Origin of the sequence: Microtetraspora malaysiensis (assembly GCF_050947145.1) — a bacterium.
Classification (GTDB): Bacteria; Actinomycetota; Actinomycetes; order Streptosporangiales; family Streptosporangiaceae; genus Microtetraspora_A; species Microtetraspora_A malaysiensis.
Map to the genome: position 1 here is coordinate 3,726,242 of NZ_CP191998.1, position 14,532 is coordinate 3,740,773.

Genomic DNA, 14,532 nt, shown 5'->3' on the forward strand with positions numbered 1-14,532 from the left:
GAGCATCGCGAGCATGGGCGATTCCCGGGCGCCGGGCGGTTGAGACGGCGGTCAACCGATCGGTTGACGCGCCGCCGTACAGGCGGGGCGGATCCGCGGCAGCGGACAGCGTCGGAACAAACCGGACAACCGGACAAGGAGCGCGATGAGGGAGCGTGGCTGGCTGAACTGGGCGATGCATGCGGGGTTCTACCTGCTGCTCGCCGCCTCCGCCCTGCGGCTGGTGACCCGGCACGACATGGGACCGCGTACGGTCGCCTCGCTGGCCGTCGCCGGCCTGCTCGCCCTGGCCTACGTGCTCGGCGTCGCCCTCTGGAGCCGCCTCGGGCGCAGGCGCCTCGTCTGGCTGGGAGGGGTGGCGGCGGTCTGGCTCGCGCTCGTGGTGCTCGCGCCGTCGTTCAGCTGGTGTGCGGTACCGCTGCTCTTTCTGTGTCTGCGGTCGCTGAACGCGCGCGGCTTCGCGGCGGCCGCCGCCGCCCTCACGCTGGTCGTGATCGCGGCCCAGCTCGAGATCGCCCGGGAGGTGGACCTCAGCCTGGTCCTCGCGCCGATCGGCGTCGCCGCCATGACGGTGGTGATCTTCTGGGAGCTCCAGCGAGAGAGCGCCGCCCGGCAGCTCCTCATCGACGACCTGATCAGCACTCGGGGGACGCTGGCCGACTCCCGGCACCGTACCGGCATCCTGGAGGAGCGCGAGCGGCTGGCCAGGGAGATCCACGACACCCTCGCGCAAGGGCTGACCAGCATGGGCATCCTCCTCCAGGCCGCCGACCGCGTGTGGGCGTCCGACCCCGAGCTGGCCCGCGCCCACGTTCGGCGGGCGGCCGCGGTCGCCGAGGAGAACCTCGACGAGGCCCGGCGGTTCGTCCGCGACCTCCGGCCCCCGGGCCTGGTGGACGTCTCGCTGCCCGAGGCGCTCGCCCGGCTCTGCGCGGGCGCCGGCGACGCCGCCGGGCCGCGAATCCGCTTCCGCCGGGAAGGCGCGCAGTACGCGCTGGAGCCGGACGTGCAGGCGGCGCTGTTCCGGGTGGCGCAGGGGGCGCTGGCCAACGTCCGCGACCACTCGCGTGCCGGCACGGCCACGGTGACCCTGTCCTATCTCGACGGCGAGGTCACGCTGGACGTCTTCGACGACGGCGTCGGCTTCGCCGCGCCGACCCCCGCGCCGGGCCGGGGATACGGGCTGCGGGCGATGCGCGACAGGCTGGCGGAGGTGAACGGCGTCCTGGTCGTCGAAAGCGTCCCCGGCGAGGGCACGGCGGTCGCGGCCACGGTCCCCACCGAGTGCCCGCGCCGCGTACGAACAGGCGTCACGGACGGCGCGACGAGTCGGGGGGAGACGCGATGAGGCTGTTCCTGGTGGACGACCACCCGGTGGTCCGGGCGGGGCTGGCGGCGCTCCTCGGCGGCGAGGACGACATGGAGATCGTCGGCGCGGCCGCCGACGGAGGCGAGGCACTGCGCGGCATCGCGGCGCGGAAGCCGGACGTCGTGCTCATGGACCTGCAACTCGGTGACGGCGTCGACGGCGTCGAGGTCACCCGGCGGATCCGGGAGCTGCCCTCGCCGCCGCGGGTCCTGGTACTGACGACGTACGAGAGCGACGCGGACATCATGCGGGCCGTCGACGCGGGGGCCACCGGCTATCTGCTCAAGGCGTGCCCGCCCGAGGAGCTGTTCCAGGCCATCAGGGCCGCGGCCAGGGGTGAGACGGTGCTGTCCGCCAAGGTGGCGACCCGGATGATGAACCGGATGCGCGACCCGGGCTCGGCGCTGAGCGCCCGTGAGGTCGAGATCCTGGAGCTGCTGGCCGGCGGCGCGGGCAACCGGGAGATCGCCCGGCGGCTCTTCATCACCGAGGCGACGGTCAAGACCCATCTGGTGCACATCTACCGCAAGCTCGGCGTGGACACGCGTACCGCCGCCGTCACCGCCGCGGTCGAGCGGCGCCTGATCAGGCTCCGCTGACCAGGCGCCCCGCGACGACCTCCGCACTCCCCGGGGGCGCTTCCCGTCGTCAGGGTTTGGGGCCGCGCCGCCGGGTTCGGGTGGCCGTGATCGGGTTGAAGCGCGGATCGCTCCATTCCTCGGCCATGCGCATCGACAGCTCGCGGCCCGCGGCGGCGTGCGCGCGGGCGAGCGTGCCGGCCTTCTCTGAGTCGCGCGCGGCGATCGCCTCGAACAGCTGGGCGTGCTCGGCGCACTGCCGGCCGGGGTCGCGTACGGAGGTCAGGCGGAAGAGCCAGCGCAGCTTGGTGGCGAGCGGATCCATGATCGACTGAAGGAGCGCGTTGCCCGAGGCGCTGACGACCTCGGTGTGAAAGGTGGCGTTGGCGAGGGCCAGGCCGCGCTCGTCTCCGCGCGCCCGCGCGTCCTCCGCCGCCCGCAGGGGTTCGCGCAGGCGGGACAGGATGTTCTCGTCGGCACGTTCGGCGGTGCGGCGGGCGGCCAGTTCTTCGAGGTATTCGCGGATGTCGAACAGGTCGGAGACGTCGGCCGGGGTGAAGGGGCTGACCAGCGCCCCCTGGCGGGGGACGAGGATGACGAGCCCCTCGTCGTGCAGCCGCCGCAGCGCCTCGCGCAGGGGGATGCGGGAGATGCCGAGCTCGGCGGCAACATCGCGTTCGACGATCCGGCGGCCGGGGTGCCACTCGCCCTCGACGATCCGCTCGCGTATCGCCTCGTAGGCGAGGTCGCGCAAAGAGCCGGGAGCGGGTGTGGGCTGGTTCATCTCCCGGCCGATTGTGCCCGCGCCGAAGGTATACCGCAAGGTAGTGGCCTACCAGCCGCGTCGACGGCGCACCCGAGACGGGGCTGCCGGACGTGCCATCGGCGCAGATGGTGGACCGCTCAATTGCTCTCCGGACGGCGCCTCCCGACGGCTGCCCCCGGGTGATCCGCGGCCCATCGAGCGGGGGTGGCGGCCGGAGCGGGCACCCGACCCGACCTTCCCAAGGCATCAGGGAGGGCCCGTTTGGTTTGACATATTACGACAAATCCAGAAAAGTAGATGCAACTTCATGCCTGGGGTCGACCGGAAAGGGGGCGTCGTGGACCCGCTGACCGTGCACAAGGCGCTGGCCAACCCTGCGCGCCTGCAGTTCCTGCGCTGGTTGAAGGCGCCTGCGGAGTACTTCGACGAGAGCGCCTACCTCCGGCAGGGCCTGGGATTCCACATCGGGGTCTGCGTCGGTGACATCCAGGCCCGGTCCGGCCTCTCCCAGTCTGTGGTCTCCGGCTATCTGCAGACACTCAAGGATGCCGGGCTGCTGGAGTCCGAGCGGATCGGCAAGTGGACGTACTACCGGCGCAACGAGCAGGCCATCGCCGCCTACGCCGCGTACGTCCGCGACGAGCTCTGACCCCGGGGCGCCCCGGTCCGGGAGGCGCGCCCGCGGCGCCTCCCGCCTGGTTGTGGCGGTGTTGCACGGCACCCTCGCGCCGATTCATTTCTACAAAGACCGATACGTAGATCCATGGGGTCGCGTCACACGAAAGCTGATCATGAGAAGAAGTGCGTTGTCCCTCCTGACGCTCGCCCTGGGCGTGTTCGGCATCATCACGACCGAGATGGGCATCGTCGGAGTGCTTCCCCAGATGGCGGCCAGGCTGGACGTCAGCACGTCCATGGCGGGGTTGCTCGTCGGCTCCTTCGCGTTCGTCGTCGCCGCCTTCGGCCCCTTCATGACACTCGCGGCGTCCCGCATCGACCGCAGGACCGTACTGGCGGCGACCATGGCCGTCTTCGCCGTCTCGAATGCCGTCTACGCGCTGACCGCGTACTTCGAGGTGATGCTGGCCTTCCGCATCATCCCCGCGCTCCTCCACCCGGTCTTCTTCTCGGTCGCGCTGGCGGCGGCCGTCCGGCTGGCCCCGGCCTCGGACCCGGCCCGCGCGGCCGCGCGGGTCTTCGCCGGAGTCACCGTCGGCTTCGCCTTCGGCGTCCCCGTGACGTCTTACCTGGCCGGGCACGTCACCCTTCAGGCCGCGTTCTGGTTCGGCGCGGCCGTCAGCCTGGTCGCGTTCATCGGCATCCTGTGCTTCCTTCCCGCGATGCCCGCCGACGAGCGGATCTCCTACCGTGCTCAGCTGGGTGTGCTGCGCAGCCCCGGGATGTGGCTGTCGATCCTGTCCGTCATCTGCGTGTTTGCGGCGATGTTCTCGGTGTACGGCTACTTCGCCGAATACCTGGGCGCCGTCACGGCGATGAACGAGTCGTGGGTCAGCGCGATGCTGCTGGTGTTCGGCATCGTGATGATCTTCGGCAACTTCGCCTTCGCGGCGCTGCTGCGGTCCGGCGTCGTCCGTACCGTGCTCGCCTATCCCGTCCTTTGCCTCGCCGTTTTCGCCCTGGTGTTCGCCCTCGGCCCGCGCTTCGCGCCGATGATCGCGGTTGTCGCGCTCTGGGCGGCCGTCCACTCCGGAGGCCTCATCGTGTGCCAGACCTGGCTGGGCCGCGACGCGCGCGACGCCCCCGAGTTCGGCAACGCCCTGTTCGTCTCGTTCTCCAACCTGGGCATCACCGTGGGCACCGGGGTCGGCGGCTGGACCCTGGCGGCCTTCGGCGCCCGCCTCCTTCCCTGGACCGGCGCCGCGTTCGCCCTCGCCGCCGTGGCGGCAGTCCTCGCGCGTCTGGCGTTGGCCAAGCGTGCCCACGTACGTGCCGGGGCCGAGAGCACGGAACCTGCGCCGGCATGGTGACGAGCGGGCCGTCGTGACCGCCGCCGCTGGTCGGCGGTGGAGGGCCTCGTCGGCCGGGCTCGAACCGGCGTCCACCCGGTCCCGAGCCGGGAGCTCTACCACTGAGCTACAACGAGGCGGCTTCCATCGCGTACGGCACCGCCGACCGGGCTCGAACCGGCGGCCACCTGGAGAAGAGCCAGGCGTTCTACCACTGAACTACGGCGGCCCGGACGTCAGTGTGCCCCAGATCGTCCACCGGACACCAGGGATTAACCGCGGACCCGGCGGCCTACGGCGTACCCGGAATATCAGGCATAGACGGCGCGGGCAGGTCGCCGGTCACCACCCCGGAGGCCAGCCCGTGGTAGGCGTCGGCGGCCAGGTCGGGCCGCACCCTCTTGCCGCTGAACACGCCGGCCCGCCGCAGCAGCGCCGCCCAGACCGGGTCGGCGACGCTCACACCGTGCACCAGCTCGGGCGTCGGCCGGAACACCCCGACCCCGCGCGGGGCCGCGGGCGCGGTCCACCCCGACTGCTCCGGGTCCAGCCCCGCCGTACGGCAGGCCGCCTCGACGTCGGCGCGCGTACACGTTGCCGTGCCGTCCAGCACCTCCCAGGGCGGCGGCAGCGCCGCCCACACCGCGGTGTTCGGATCCACGCCGCCGCCGGCGGCGCGGTGCCAGGCGGCCAGGTCGGCGGCCATCAGGCGCATCACCTTGCCGGGACAGGCCGCGTCCAGCAGCGCGAGCGCGTCCAGCGACGCCAGGCAGGACAGCCAGCCGGCCCGGGCCGTGTTGTAGGCGACCGCCAGGTTGTTCCACGTCGTGGAGTCGTCGCCGCGTCGCACGATCATCGTGGTGCGATCGGCACGTGGGTCCCAGCGGGCGCGCAGCATGTCGGCGGCGTGCCGCATGGCCGCCGACCACTGGCCCAGCAGTCGCCCGCGCTCCTCGTCCGTCAGGAGCTCCAGCACGTCGGGGGTCGTCCGCGCCTGGGCGATCATCCACCAGTCGCTCCGGCCCGCGCACCGGTCGAACAGGACCTGGGCGATCTCGTCGAACGGGTTGTCCCGCCCCGACAACGTGAACTCCCGGCGCACCTTGCGCCGCGCCGTGTAGTACGCGACGAAGCACGCCGCGTCGGCGTCGGCGGTGAACCGCTCCAGCGGGATGTCGGCGCCGAAACCGATGACTCCCACCATGAGCAGGCGCCGCTTGTCCTGTTCGGTGCGGAGCGTGCCCGCCTTGGCGGCGATCCGGCGCAGCATCCGGAAGCGGCGGTTGTACTGCCGCTTGGACAGGTCCATGCCCGCCGTCTCCCGCGCCTCCCGATTGAGCCGATCGGCCAGGAAGTCACCGCGGTCGGGCGCCCACCGGATCTCGTCCCCCAGGTTCGCCGCGAACTCCAGCAGCGATTCGGGGTCGTCGGGGTCGACCTCCGCCCGCCGTCCGAACAGGCGGCTCGCCGCCGCGACCTGCCGCCCGCCGCCCACCGGCCTGGCGTAGTCGCTGGACATCGAGGAGAACCCGCCCGCGCGGCGGGAGGAGCGCCGGGCCGCGCGCTCCAGCACCACGCGCTCGCGCCGCGACAGCCGCCCGTCCAGTGCCAGAAGCACCAGGTCGGCGACGTCCTCGGGGCGGTACCGCCGATCCAGCGACCCGTGCAGCTCGGCGAGGATCTCTCGCCGCCTCTGGTCGCCGTCCTTGTCCGTACGGAACGTCATGCGCGCCATGATCCCGGCTCGTACGGTGCGACTTCGACTGGTTTGTTGGGGAACGCCGAGGTTTTCCTCCATTCGCCGACGTCGGTGATGGGGGAGTGGTGTCGTCTTGGACCACAATGACAGCTTGCGCGAGTTCATGCGTAGAGGGGATGCAGAGCATGGCATACGACCCGGAGCTCGCCGACCGCATCCGCGAGGCGTTGTCCGAGGAGGCCGACGTGCGCGAGGTGAAGATGTTCGGCGGCCTCGCCTTCATGGTGAACGGCAAGCTGGCGGTCAGCGCCGACAGCCATGGCCGGCTCATGCTCCGATGCGACCCCGACCGGGTCGGGGAGCTGCTCCAGCGCGAGGGGGCGTTCTGGCCCGAGATGCGCGGCCGGAGGATGAGCAAGGGCTGGATGGTCGTCGACGCCGGCGGCACCGAGTCCGACGAGGCCTTCGACTCGTGGATCCGGGAAGCCCTCGACTACAACGAGAAGGAGGCCGCGGGTGAGTGACGCCAGGGAGGACGCCGCGTTCGACGGCTTCCCGCGGGAGTTCGACGATCTCGGCCGGGTCGTCTCCGTCCCCACGCGGGTACGGCGGGTGGTCTCCCTTGTCCCCTCGCTGACCGAGGCCGTCGCGGCCACCCGGCGGGAGGTGCTCGTCGGGGCCACCGACTGGTGCAGCCATCCCGCCGACCTCGACGTCACGAGGGTCCGCGGGACCAAGAACCCCGACCTCGCCGCGATCACATCGCTTCGCCCGGACATCGTGCTGGCCAACTTCGAGGAGAACCGGGACGTCGACCTCGAGGCGTTGCGCGGCGCGGGCGTCCCGGTCTGGACGACCGCGATCCGCACCGTGGACGAGGCACTGACCTCGTTGGAGCGCATGCTCACCCTGGCCTGCCGGCTTCCCCGCCCCGCCTGGCTGGAGGAGGCGGCGCGGGCATGGGCCGCGCCGCCGCCGACCCTCCGGCGGCGTGCCGTCATCCCCGTGTGGCGGCGTCCCTGGATGGTCGTCGGCCGCGACACCTTCACTGGAGACGTGCTGGAGCGGCTGGGGATCGACAACGTCTTCGCCTCGCATCCGGAGCGGTATCCGAAGATCCCCCTCGCCGACATCATGGCCGCGCGGCCCGAGCTGGCCGTCCTGCCCGACGAGCCGTACCGCTTCACCGCGGACGACGGGCCGGAGAGCTTCCCCGGCGTCGACGCGGCCCTGGTCAGCGGCCGCCATCTCACCTGGTACGGCCCCTCGATGGCCGACGCGCGGCGTGTCCTCGCGGACCAGTTGGGGCTTCCGCTCACCGGCGCCTGATCCGCGCGCCCTGCTGTGGGGGTGTTATGAGTGGCGAAGAATCTCGCCGACCAATGGCTTGACCGTTTAACCGGCGGCACGCACGGCGCGCGTGCTGAGGGAGGAGAACGAGGACTCGGGGGATCACGCGACTACGTGTCGTCGCCCGCCTCACCTGCGAGGGCCGCGCGGAGTTGAGCCACCGACGGGGCGCCGGAGACGCCTCCGGCGTGGCGGTACAGGCGACATGCGAGTCCTGCGGGTTGCCCCGGCTGGGCGAAAGGGTCACGCCCGTTGACCAAGATCGTGGGCGAACCGCGCATGCCGAGTTGCTGCGCCTGGCTGTGATCGGTCACGACGTGGCGGGCGACGTGGATCTCCGGACGCCCGGACAGCGCCTCGGCCAGGCGTTCCTCTATCAGGGGCAGATTGGGGCAGTCGGGGACCGTCAGCAGCATCACGTCCATGACGTGACCATAGCTGCCCGGGTCCCTCAGAGAAGGCCGGCGTCGCGCACCTTCATCGCGACGCGGACGCGGTTGTCGGTGCCCAGCTTGGCGAAGATCCGCGTGATGTTGGCCTTCACGGTGGCGACGCTCATGTAGAGACGCTCGGCGATCTCCGCGTTCGAGCTGCCCCGTGCCACTTCGACGGCGACCTCGCGTTCGCGTTCGGTGAGCCTGGCCAGCTCCCGGCGTGCCTCCGGCCGGTCCGGCTCGTGTCTGCCGGTGGCCGCGTCGATCACTTGATGCATGACGCTCGGGGACAGCACCGGCTCACCCTTCGCCGCCGCCCGGACCGCCTCGATCATCTTCGGGGGAGGGGTGTCCTTCAGCAGGAAGCCGCAGGCTCCGAGCCGCAGGGCGCGCAGCACCATGTCGTCGGCGTCGAAGGTGGTGAGCACGAGGACCCGGGGCGGGTCCGGCTCGGCCATCAGCGATTCGGTGGTGGCCAGACCGTCCTGGATCGGCATCCTGATGTCCATCACCACCACATCCGGCCGCACGTCACGGATCAGCGCCATCGCCTGCCGTCCGTCCCCGGCCTCGCCGACGATCTCCAGGTCGGGGTCCCCGCCGAAGATGAGGCGCAGCCCGGTGCGCACCATCGGGTCGTCGTCCACGATCATCAGTCGGATCACGGCGTCATACCTCCCACGGCAGCCGTACGTCGAGCACGAAGCGTCCGTCCCGGACGGCATGGCTGATGGTGCCTCCGGCCATCCTGGCCCGTTCCGCCAGCCCGACCAGGCCCAACCTGCTTCCGGGGCCCGCCGACGTCCCCGGTGGCACCGGATTGCTCACCCGGATGTGCAGGCCGCGCCCCGGCCGCCCGTGCAGCCGGGCCGTCACGGGGCTGCTCGGCGCGTGCTTGCGCGCGTTGGTCAGGGCCTCCTGCACGATCCGGTACGCGTGCCGGGCGGTGGGGGCCGGAAGCAGGTCGGCGTCGCGGACGCCGTCGTCCACCTCGACGTGCTGCCCGGCGGCGCGTACCTCGTCGAACAGGTCGCCCACCCGGGACAGGGTCGGCTGTGGCGCCTCCACGGTGTCGGCGCGCCGGAGCGCGCCGAGCACGGCCCGCAGTTCGTTCAACGACTGGTGCGCGTTCTCCTGAATCGCCAGCGCGATCCGGCGGGTCTCCTCGGGACCGAGGTCCGTCCGGTACGCCAGGCCGCCCGCGAGCATCGACAGCAGCGAGACGCGGTGGGCCAGGACGTCGTGCATCTCCTGCGCGATCTTCGCCCGTTCCGCGAGCTTGGCCTGCTCGATCCGGTGGAGCTGCTCGCGCTCCGCCGCCAGCGCCGCCTCCCGCTGCGATGCGGCGAGATCGCGCCGTCCGCGCAGGTACAGGCCGAAGACCGTCAGCCCGCCGAGGAGGACGGTCCCGGTCGTCACGGAGACGACGGTCGCCTGGCCGATGCCGTACCAGGCGGCCTGCGCCGCCAGGCACAGCCACGAGACGGCGGCGGCCAGGACGATCTGGCGCGGGCGCCGGTGCGTGCACAGGGACACGTACGCGACCTGGGCCGGGCCGGCCGCCGTGGTCGAGAACACGGTGAGCAGGGCGGTCGCCAGCGCGACCGGCAAGGGCCGGTGTCGTCGCCGGCGCATCAGGACCAGCCCGGCCACTCCCATCGCCACGTCGGCCGCGGCCGGCAGGAGCCGGTCGGGCTCCCGGAGGACGAGCCAGGCCAGGATGACGCCGTAGAACAGCATCGGGACCACGGCGCAGAGATAGCGCAGCGCGACATCCGTCCGGTCCAGGGGTGGCTGGTCGTCCGTACGGTCATGCACGCGCCACAGCCTATGAAGCCCGGGGGCCGGCGCGTCAGCGACCATGGTCGACATCACCATGGCCGCAGGTCGAGATCGGCGCGGTCGGAACCGGCCTCGGGGACGGGGAGGGCACGCCCCGGGGCCGATGACGGGTGACGCCCTCTCCGCTGGACTGGACGGGTGATCGAGTTCAACCATGTCAGCAAGGTCTACAAAGAGGTGAAGGCGCTCGACGACGTGTCCTTCACCGTTGGGGCGGGCAGCGTCACCGCCTTCCTCGGCCCCAACGGCGCCGGAAAGTCGACGGCGCTGCGCATCCTGGTCGGGCTGTCCCGCGCGACATCGGGATCGGCCACCGTGTTCGGCCGCGCCTACGCCGAGCTGGACGGCCCGGCCCACCGGGTGGGCACGATGTTCGCCCCGAACGCGTACCACCCGGGACGCACCGGGAGGGAATCCCTCACTCTGGGCGCGATGACGCTCGGCCTGCCCAGGCGGCGGGTCGACGAGGTCCTCGACCTGGTCGGGCTGACCCACCGGGAGAGCCGGCGCGTCGTCAAGGGCTACTCCCTGGGCATGCGGCAACGGCTCGGCGTCGCGCACGCCCTCCTCGGCCGGCCCGGCGTGCTGGTCCTGGACGAACCCGGCAACGGACTGGACCCCCAGGGCATGCGATGGATGCGCGGGCTGCTCCGCGGCCTCGCCGACTCCGGATGCGCGGTGCTCCTCAGCTCCCATCTGCTGCACGAGGCCGAGGAGGTCGCCGACCGCGTCGTGGTCGTCGGCCGCGGCCGGGTGCTCGCCCAGGGCACGATGGACGAGCTGAACCGGGGCCGGACCCTGGAGCAGACCTTCTTCGACCTGACCGCCGGCGCCGACCGGAGCGTGGCATGAGCGAGCACATGGTCCCTGTCACCGAGGGCGGTGGCGGGCCGGTCGCGGCCGGGGCGCGGGCCGTCTCGCCGGCCCCGTTCCGGCGCCTCGTGGCCGTGGAGGCGCGCAAGCTCGTCGACACCCGCAGCGGCCTGATCCTCGCCGCACTCCTGGTCGGCCTGACGGTGGCGTCGGTTGTGGCGCGCGGCGTCGTCGTCGGTCCCCGCGCGCTCACCGTGCTGGGTACGGCGGGCATCGGGCTCGGCACGCTGCTCCCGGTGCTCGGCATTCTCACGGTGACCGCCGAGTGGACCCATCACACCGCTTTGACCACGTTCGCTCTGGAACCCCGGCGGATGCGCGTACTGGCGGCCAAGTGCCTGCCGCCGCTGATCGCCGCGGTGGCCGCGTCGCTGCTCGCGCTGCTGGCGGCGGTGCTCGTCACGGCGGTCGTCGCCGAGGTCCGGCATGTCCCGGCGACCTGGGACATCTCACCGCTTGTCCTGCTGGGCTGGACCGGGGCGAACGTCCTCGTGGTCGCGGAAGGGCTCGCCCTGGGCATGCTGCTCATGAACGCCCCGGCCGCGATCGTCGTCTGCCTCGCCGGCCCGCTGATGTGGGGGATCGTCGCGAGGCTCGGCACCGCCGGGGAGGTTCTGGCCGGGTGGCTCGATCTGAACGCCACCGCCGCACCCCTCGCGTCCGCGGACATGACGGGCGGCGATCTCGCCCGGCTGGCCGTGTCCGTGGCCTTCTGGATCGCCGCGCCGACGGCGGCGGGTCTCACGCGCGCGGTCCGCAGAGAGGTGACCTGAACTCAGAGGTCGAGCCGGCCACGGGGCCGTGGAGGAACTCCAGCCCGAGCGGCGTGAGCCGGTGGCAGACCCGGTTGCCGCGGCGCTCGCTGGACACGAGCCCGGCGTCGCGCAGGAGGGAGGCGTGCTCGCTGGCCGAGGCGGGCGAGATGTCGAGGATGCGCGCGATCTCGCCCGTCGTGTGGACCCTTCCCTCCAATGTCCGCAGGACCATGGCGCGGGTGCGTCCGAACAGACGCTGGAGGACCCTTTCACTCGGCCCCGCCGACCGGGCGGCGCGGGCCAGGAACGACATCGGGCGGTGGCCGACCGGGTACAGGAGCACCGGCGGCAGGGAGGGGTCGTAGAAGGTCACCGGGTTGACGGCGCAGAAGAACGCGGGGATGAGCACCAGGCCCCGGCCCCGCAGGTCGAGCTCCCGCTCCTGCGCGTACTCCAGTTCCACGGTCGTACGGCAGGCCTGCCGGGCCGCGGGCAGGTCCCTGAGCCGGAGGATCGGCGCCACCGGTCCCTCCGCCGCATCGCCGATCGATGTGGCGCTGTGCTCGGCGACCTGGGAGATGTAGCCCCAGTACGGGCGAAGCGCGATGTCGAAGTAGGCGCGCATCGACCTGCCCAGCGCTCGTACGGCACGGCCTTCCTTGCGCGCCAGCGCGCCGGACCACTCCGGTCGCGGACCGGCGTCGAACCTCCGGTCGAGCTCCTCGCCGATACGCTGCCGCGGGGTGTTCAGCACGGCGTCGATCCCGTCGCCCGGGTCCTCGCCCCCCACCGGCGGGCTGAGGAAGTCCGGGGCGTATCCCTGGGGTGGCACCAGGTCGAGGAGCATCCGGGACTCCGGCTTCAGCCGGGACAGGACCCGCTGCCTCCACTGCCCGAAGACGATTTCATCGGATGCCTCTCCCAGCATGTAAAGGCTGAGGACGAGCTCCCACATGGGGTCGGGCCTCGCAACGACGCGGAGCCGTTCCCAATCCTGCGCAGAAAAATGGACGCGTAGCATCTGGCATTCCATCCCGCTGTTGCCCCGATGAGAAGGAAGTGGGCCAAGTCCTGAAATGGCGATCCATGATCGCGGGTCTTCTACGCGGATGATGAGGCGCGCTCGCCGGCGTCCGGGCAGAGCTGGGACGCACAGGAGGGTCACCGGTGAGAGTGCCGCCGCGCGGAAGATCGGCCGACCGGGCCGATCACCCCGAGAAACCGCCGGTCAAAAACTTGACAATGCGCACCCACTCCTTCTGACTTTCGTAGATCATTATGCCGTTAGGTGATCGTGATGTCGATAGGCTCAACGCTCTTTCGTGCCCGCGCCCCGAGGGCCGGACGCGGGGGCTGAATCGGGACCGGACGCGGGGACCGGATGCGGGGACCGGCCCGCCGCATGCCCCGCCGCACCCCCGGGTCGCCGCCTTTCGGCCTCGTCTTTCGGTCCCAGCCGAAACACCGGCCGGCCGCCTTCCGGGTCTTCCTACCGCTCCGTAGCGTCTCCGGTGCGGTTCCGCAGGGGAGCCGCACCGGTGACAGGAAGAGCGGATCATGCGCATCTCGAAGAGGATCACCGCGACAGGCATTGCCGCGCTCGCGATCGCCGCCGGGACACTGGCCATCGCGACCCCCGCCTCCGCGGCGACGTACGGCGGCCAGTGCGGAAGCGGCTACTCCGTCGTCAACCAGAAGACCATCAGCGGCAAGGGCACCGTTTTCCTGACCTACAACAACTCCAACGGCTACAACTGCGTCGTCACGGTCCGCAACAGCACCGGTTCCGCCGTTCCGATGATGGCGGCCATCGCCAAGTCGTCCGACCCGGCCTGGTACGCCATGGACGAGGGGTCGTACACCTCCTACGCCGGGCCGGTCTACCGGTCCGCCAAGGGCTCCTGCGTCACCTGGGGCGGCGCCATCAGCGGCACCTACGCCGGTGGCGAGAACACCAACTGCGGCTGACCCCCGATCCATCGAGAGGCATCAGAGGACGACCATGAAGAAACTGCTTCTGAAGACCGCGCTGATCGGTGCCGCTGCCGCTGCCGCCGTCGCCGGGTCGATGACCATGGCCCTCCCTGCGTCCGCCGCCACCTACGGTGGCCAGTGCGGAAGCGGCTACTCCGTCGTCAACTCCTTCCACCTCCCCGACAGCCGGGGGACGGTGTTCCTGACCTACAGCTCCGCCACCGGCAAGAACTGCGTGGCGACCGTCCGGACCACCTCGGGGACGGCCACGCTGGTGGAGGCCTACCTCAAGAAGTCCTCCAGCTCCACCTGGATCAAGGACAGCGGCAACTACACCAGCTACGCCGGCCCCATCTACGTGTCGGCGGCGGGCTCGTGCGTCGACTGGGGCGGCACCATCGGCACGGCCACCCAGTACAAGAAGGGCACCAACTGCGGTTGATCCGGATGAAGAACCCGAAGCGACAGGAAGAGGGACAACCCATATGACGCCCGTGAAGAAGGCGGCCGCCGCGGCGGCGGTCGCGGTAACCGCGCTCGTCGGGGCGATGGCCACGGCCTCCCCCGCCTCCGCGGCGACGTACGGAAACGAGTGCGGAAGCGGCTACGCCGTCGTCAACTCCGCCGCGATCGGCACCAAGGGAACGGTGTTCCTGACGTACAGCTCCGCCACCGGCAAGAACTGCGTGGTGGCCAAGCGGAACTCGGCCGGCTCGGCCGTCCTCGTCGAGGCCGGCCTGTCGGTCAATCCCGCCGGAAATCACTGGGACGTCTACGACGGCGGCTACTACACCAGCTACGCCGGTCCGATCTACCTGTCCGCGTCCGGCAAGTGTGTGGACTGGATGGGCCGCATCTCCGGCACGGAGGGCGGCAAGCGCAAGACGAACTGCGGCTGATCCCGGGGCGTTCCTGACAATTCGCG

Annotated in this window: 17 protein-coding genes and 2 tRNA genes; 11 read left to right on the top strand and 8 right to left on the bottom strand. The window is 71.4% G+C overall.

The window, feature by feature from the left end; translation table 11 throughout:
* Positions 1 to 145 precede the first annotated feature (145 nt).
* Together ACQP1V_RS17580 and ACQP1V_RS17585 are read left to right on the top strand one after the other, a co-directional pair.
* Positions 146 to 1,348, top strand: a complete 1,203-nt coding sequence (locus ACQP1V_RS17580) for a sensor histidine kinase (RefSeq protein WP_433424218.1) — start codon at positions 146 to 148, stop codon at positions 1,346 to 1,348.
* Positions 1,345 to 1,968, top strand: coding sequence for a response regulator (locus tag ACQP1V_RS17585; RefSeq protein WP_433424221.1), 624 nt, complete (start codon positions 1,345 to 1,347; stop codon positions 1,966 to 1,968). Before ACQP1V_RS17580 ends, ACQP1V_RS17585 begins: the two co-directional genes overlap by 4 nt.
* A gap of 49 nt (positions 1,969 to 2,017) precedes the next feature.
* Here the strand turns inward: ACQP1V_RS17585 and ACQP1V_RS17590 are convergent, their stop codons facing one another.
* Positions 2,018 to 2,731, bottom strand: coding sequence for a GntR family transcriptional regulator (locus tag ACQP1V_RS17590; RefSeq protein WP_433424223.1), 714 nt, complete (start codon positions 2,729 to 2,731; stop codon positions 2,018 to 2,020).
* A 319-nt stretch (positions 2,732 to 3,050) separates the two neighbouring features.
* On the opposite strand from ACQP1V_RS17590, the gene ACQP1V_RS17595 reads away from it, so the two are divergent.
* The gene (locus ACQP1V_RS17595) at positions 3,051 to 3,362 is read left to right on the top strand and encodes an ArsR/SmtB family transcription factor (protein WP_433424226.1); all 312 of its coding nucleotides are present in this window, start codon (positions 3,051 to 3,053) and stop codon (positions 3,360 to 3,362) included.
* A gap of 157 nt (positions 3,363 to 3,519) precedes the next feature.
* Positions 3,520 to 4,701, top strand: coding sequence for an MFS transporter (locus tag ACQP1V_RS17600; RefSeq protein WP_433424229.1), 1,182 nt, complete (start codon positions 3,520 to 3,522; stop codon positions 4,699 to 4,701).
* Between the two features lie 44 nt (positions 4,702 to 4,745).
* Here ACQP1V_RS17600 and ACQP1V_RS17605 read toward each other — a convergent pair.
* The 3 genes from ACQP1V_RS17605 to ACQP1V_RS17615 form a co-directional block, all read right to left on the bottom strand.
* Positions 4,746 to 4,817, bottom strand: a tRNA-Pro gene (locus ACQP1V_RS17605).
* Between the two features lie 20 nt (positions 4,818 to 4,837).
* Positions 4,838 to 4,909, bottom strand: a tRNA-Lys gene (locus ACQP1V_RS17610).
* Between the two features lie 63 nt (positions 4,910 to 4,972).
* Positions 4,973 to 6,406: a hypothetical protein gene (locus ACQP1V_RS17615; RefSeq protein WP_433424232.1), complete on the bottom strand. Its 1,434-nt coding sequence runs from the start codon at positions 6,404 to 6,406 to the stop codon at positions 4,973 to 4,975.
* Between the two features lie 158 nt (positions 6,407 to 6,564).
* Here ACQP1V_RS17615 and ACQP1V_RS17620 point away from each other — a divergent pair, with 158 nt between their 5' ends.
* Together ACQP1V_RS17620 and ACQP1V_RS17625 are read left to right on the top strand one after the other, a co-directional pair.
* Positions 6,565 to 6,903, top strand: a complete 339-nt coding sequence (locus ACQP1V_RS17620) for a TfoX/Sxy family protein (protein ID WP_433424235.1) — start codon at positions 6,565 to 6,567, stop codon at positions 6,901 to 6,903.
* Complete coding sequence (locus ACQP1V_RS17625) at positions 6,896 to 7,708, top strand: helical backbone metal receptor (protein WP_433424237.1); 813 nt, start codon at positions 6,896 to 6,898, stop codon at positions 7,706 to 7,708. The genes ACQP1V_RS17620 and ACQP1V_RS17625 overlap by 8 nt, the downstream gene beginning before the upstream one ends.
* Before the next feature lie 131 nt (positions 7,709 to 7,839).
* Here ACQP1V_RS17625 and ACQP1V_RS17630 read toward each other — a convergent pair whose 3' ends face one another.
* Genes ACQP1V_RS17630 through ACQP1V_RS17640 form a run of 3 tightly spaced genes read right to left on the bottom strand, consistent with a single transcriptional unit; the run spans position 7,840 to position 9,981 of the window.
* Positions 7,840 to 8,154: a thioredoxin family protein gene (locus tag ACQP1V_RS17630; RefSeq protein WP_433424240.1), complete on the bottom strand. Its 315-nt coding sequence runs from the start codon at positions 8,152 to 8,154 to the stop codon at positions 7,840 to 7,842.
* A gap of 26 nt (positions 8,155 to 8,180) precedes the next feature.
* Positions 8,181 to 8,828 carry a response regulator gene (locus ACQP1V_RS17635; RefSeq protein WP_157570677.1) on the bottom strand — a complete coding sequence of 216 codons (648 nt, stop codon included), beginning with the start codon at positions 8,826 to 8,828 and terminating at the stop codon, positions 8,181 to 8,183.
* A gap of 4 nt (positions 8,829 to 8,832) precedes the next feature.
* A complete protein-coding gene (locus ACQP1V_RS17640; protein ID WP_433424243.1) occupies positions 8,833 to 9,981 on the bottom strand; it encodes a sensor histidine kinase in 1,149 nt (382 codons plus the stop codon).
* Between the two features lie 162 nt (positions 9,982 to 10,143).
* On the opposite strand from ACQP1V_RS17640, the gene ACQP1V_RS17645 reads away from it, so the two are divergent.
* Together ACQP1V_RS17645 and ACQP1V_RS17650 are read left to right on the top strand one after the other, a co-directional pair.
* On the top strand, positions 10,144 to 10,857 hold the full coding sequence (locus ACQP1V_RS17645; RefSeq protein WP_067139650.1) for an ABC transporter ATP-binding protein: 714 nt from the start codon (positions 10,144 to 10,146) through the stop codon (positions 10,855 to 10,857).
* Positions 10,854 to 11,651: an ABC transporter permease gene (locus tag ACQP1V_RS17650; protein ID WP_433424246.1), complete on the top strand. Its 798-nt coding sequence runs from the start codon at positions 10,854 to 10,856 to the stop codon at positions 11,649 to 11,651. The genes ACQP1V_RS17645 and ACQP1V_RS17650 overlap by 4 nt, the downstream gene beginning before the upstream one ends.
* On the opposite strand, the gene ACQP1V_RS17655 is transcribed toward ACQP1V_RS17650, so the two are convergent.
* Positions 11,620 to 12,588: an ArsR/SmtB family transcription factor gene (locus ACQP1V_RS17655; RefSeq protein ID WP_433424249.1), complete on the bottom strand. Its 969-nt coding sequence runs from the start codon at positions 12,586 to 12,588 to the stop codon at positions 11,620 to 11,622. The two genes, ACQP1V_RS17650 and ACQP1V_RS17655, sit on opposite strands and share 32 nt — an antisense overlap.
* A gap of 602 nt (positions 12,589 to 13,190) precedes the next feature.
* Between ACQP1V_RS17655 and ACQP1V_RS17660 the strand changes: the two genes are divergently transcribed.
* The 3 genes from ACQP1V_RS17660 to ACQP1V_RS17670 are packed head-to-tail and all read left to right on the top strand — an operon-like array spanning position 13,191 to position 14,506.
* Positions 13,191 to 13,601: a spore-associated protein A gene (locus ACQP1V_RS17660; protein WP_433424251.1), complete on the top strand. Its 411-nt coding sequence runs from the start codon at positions 13,191 to 13,193 to the stop codon at positions 13,599 to 13,601.
* 34 nt (positions 13,602 to 13,635) lie between these two features.
* Positions 13,636 to 14,049, top strand: a complete 414-nt coding sequence (locus ACQP1V_RS17665; RefSeq protein WP_433424254.1) for a spore-associated protein A — start codon at positions 13,636 to 13,638, stop codon at positions 14,047 to 14,049.
* Between the two features lie 43 nt (positions 14,050 to 14,092).
* Positions 14,093 to 14,506, top strand: coding sequence for a spore-associated protein A (locus ACQP1V_RS17670; protein ID WP_433424256.1), 414 nt, complete (start codon positions 14,093 to 14,095; stop codon positions 14,504 to 14,506).
* The last annotated feature ends 26 nt before the right edge of the window (positions 14,507 to 14,532 follow it).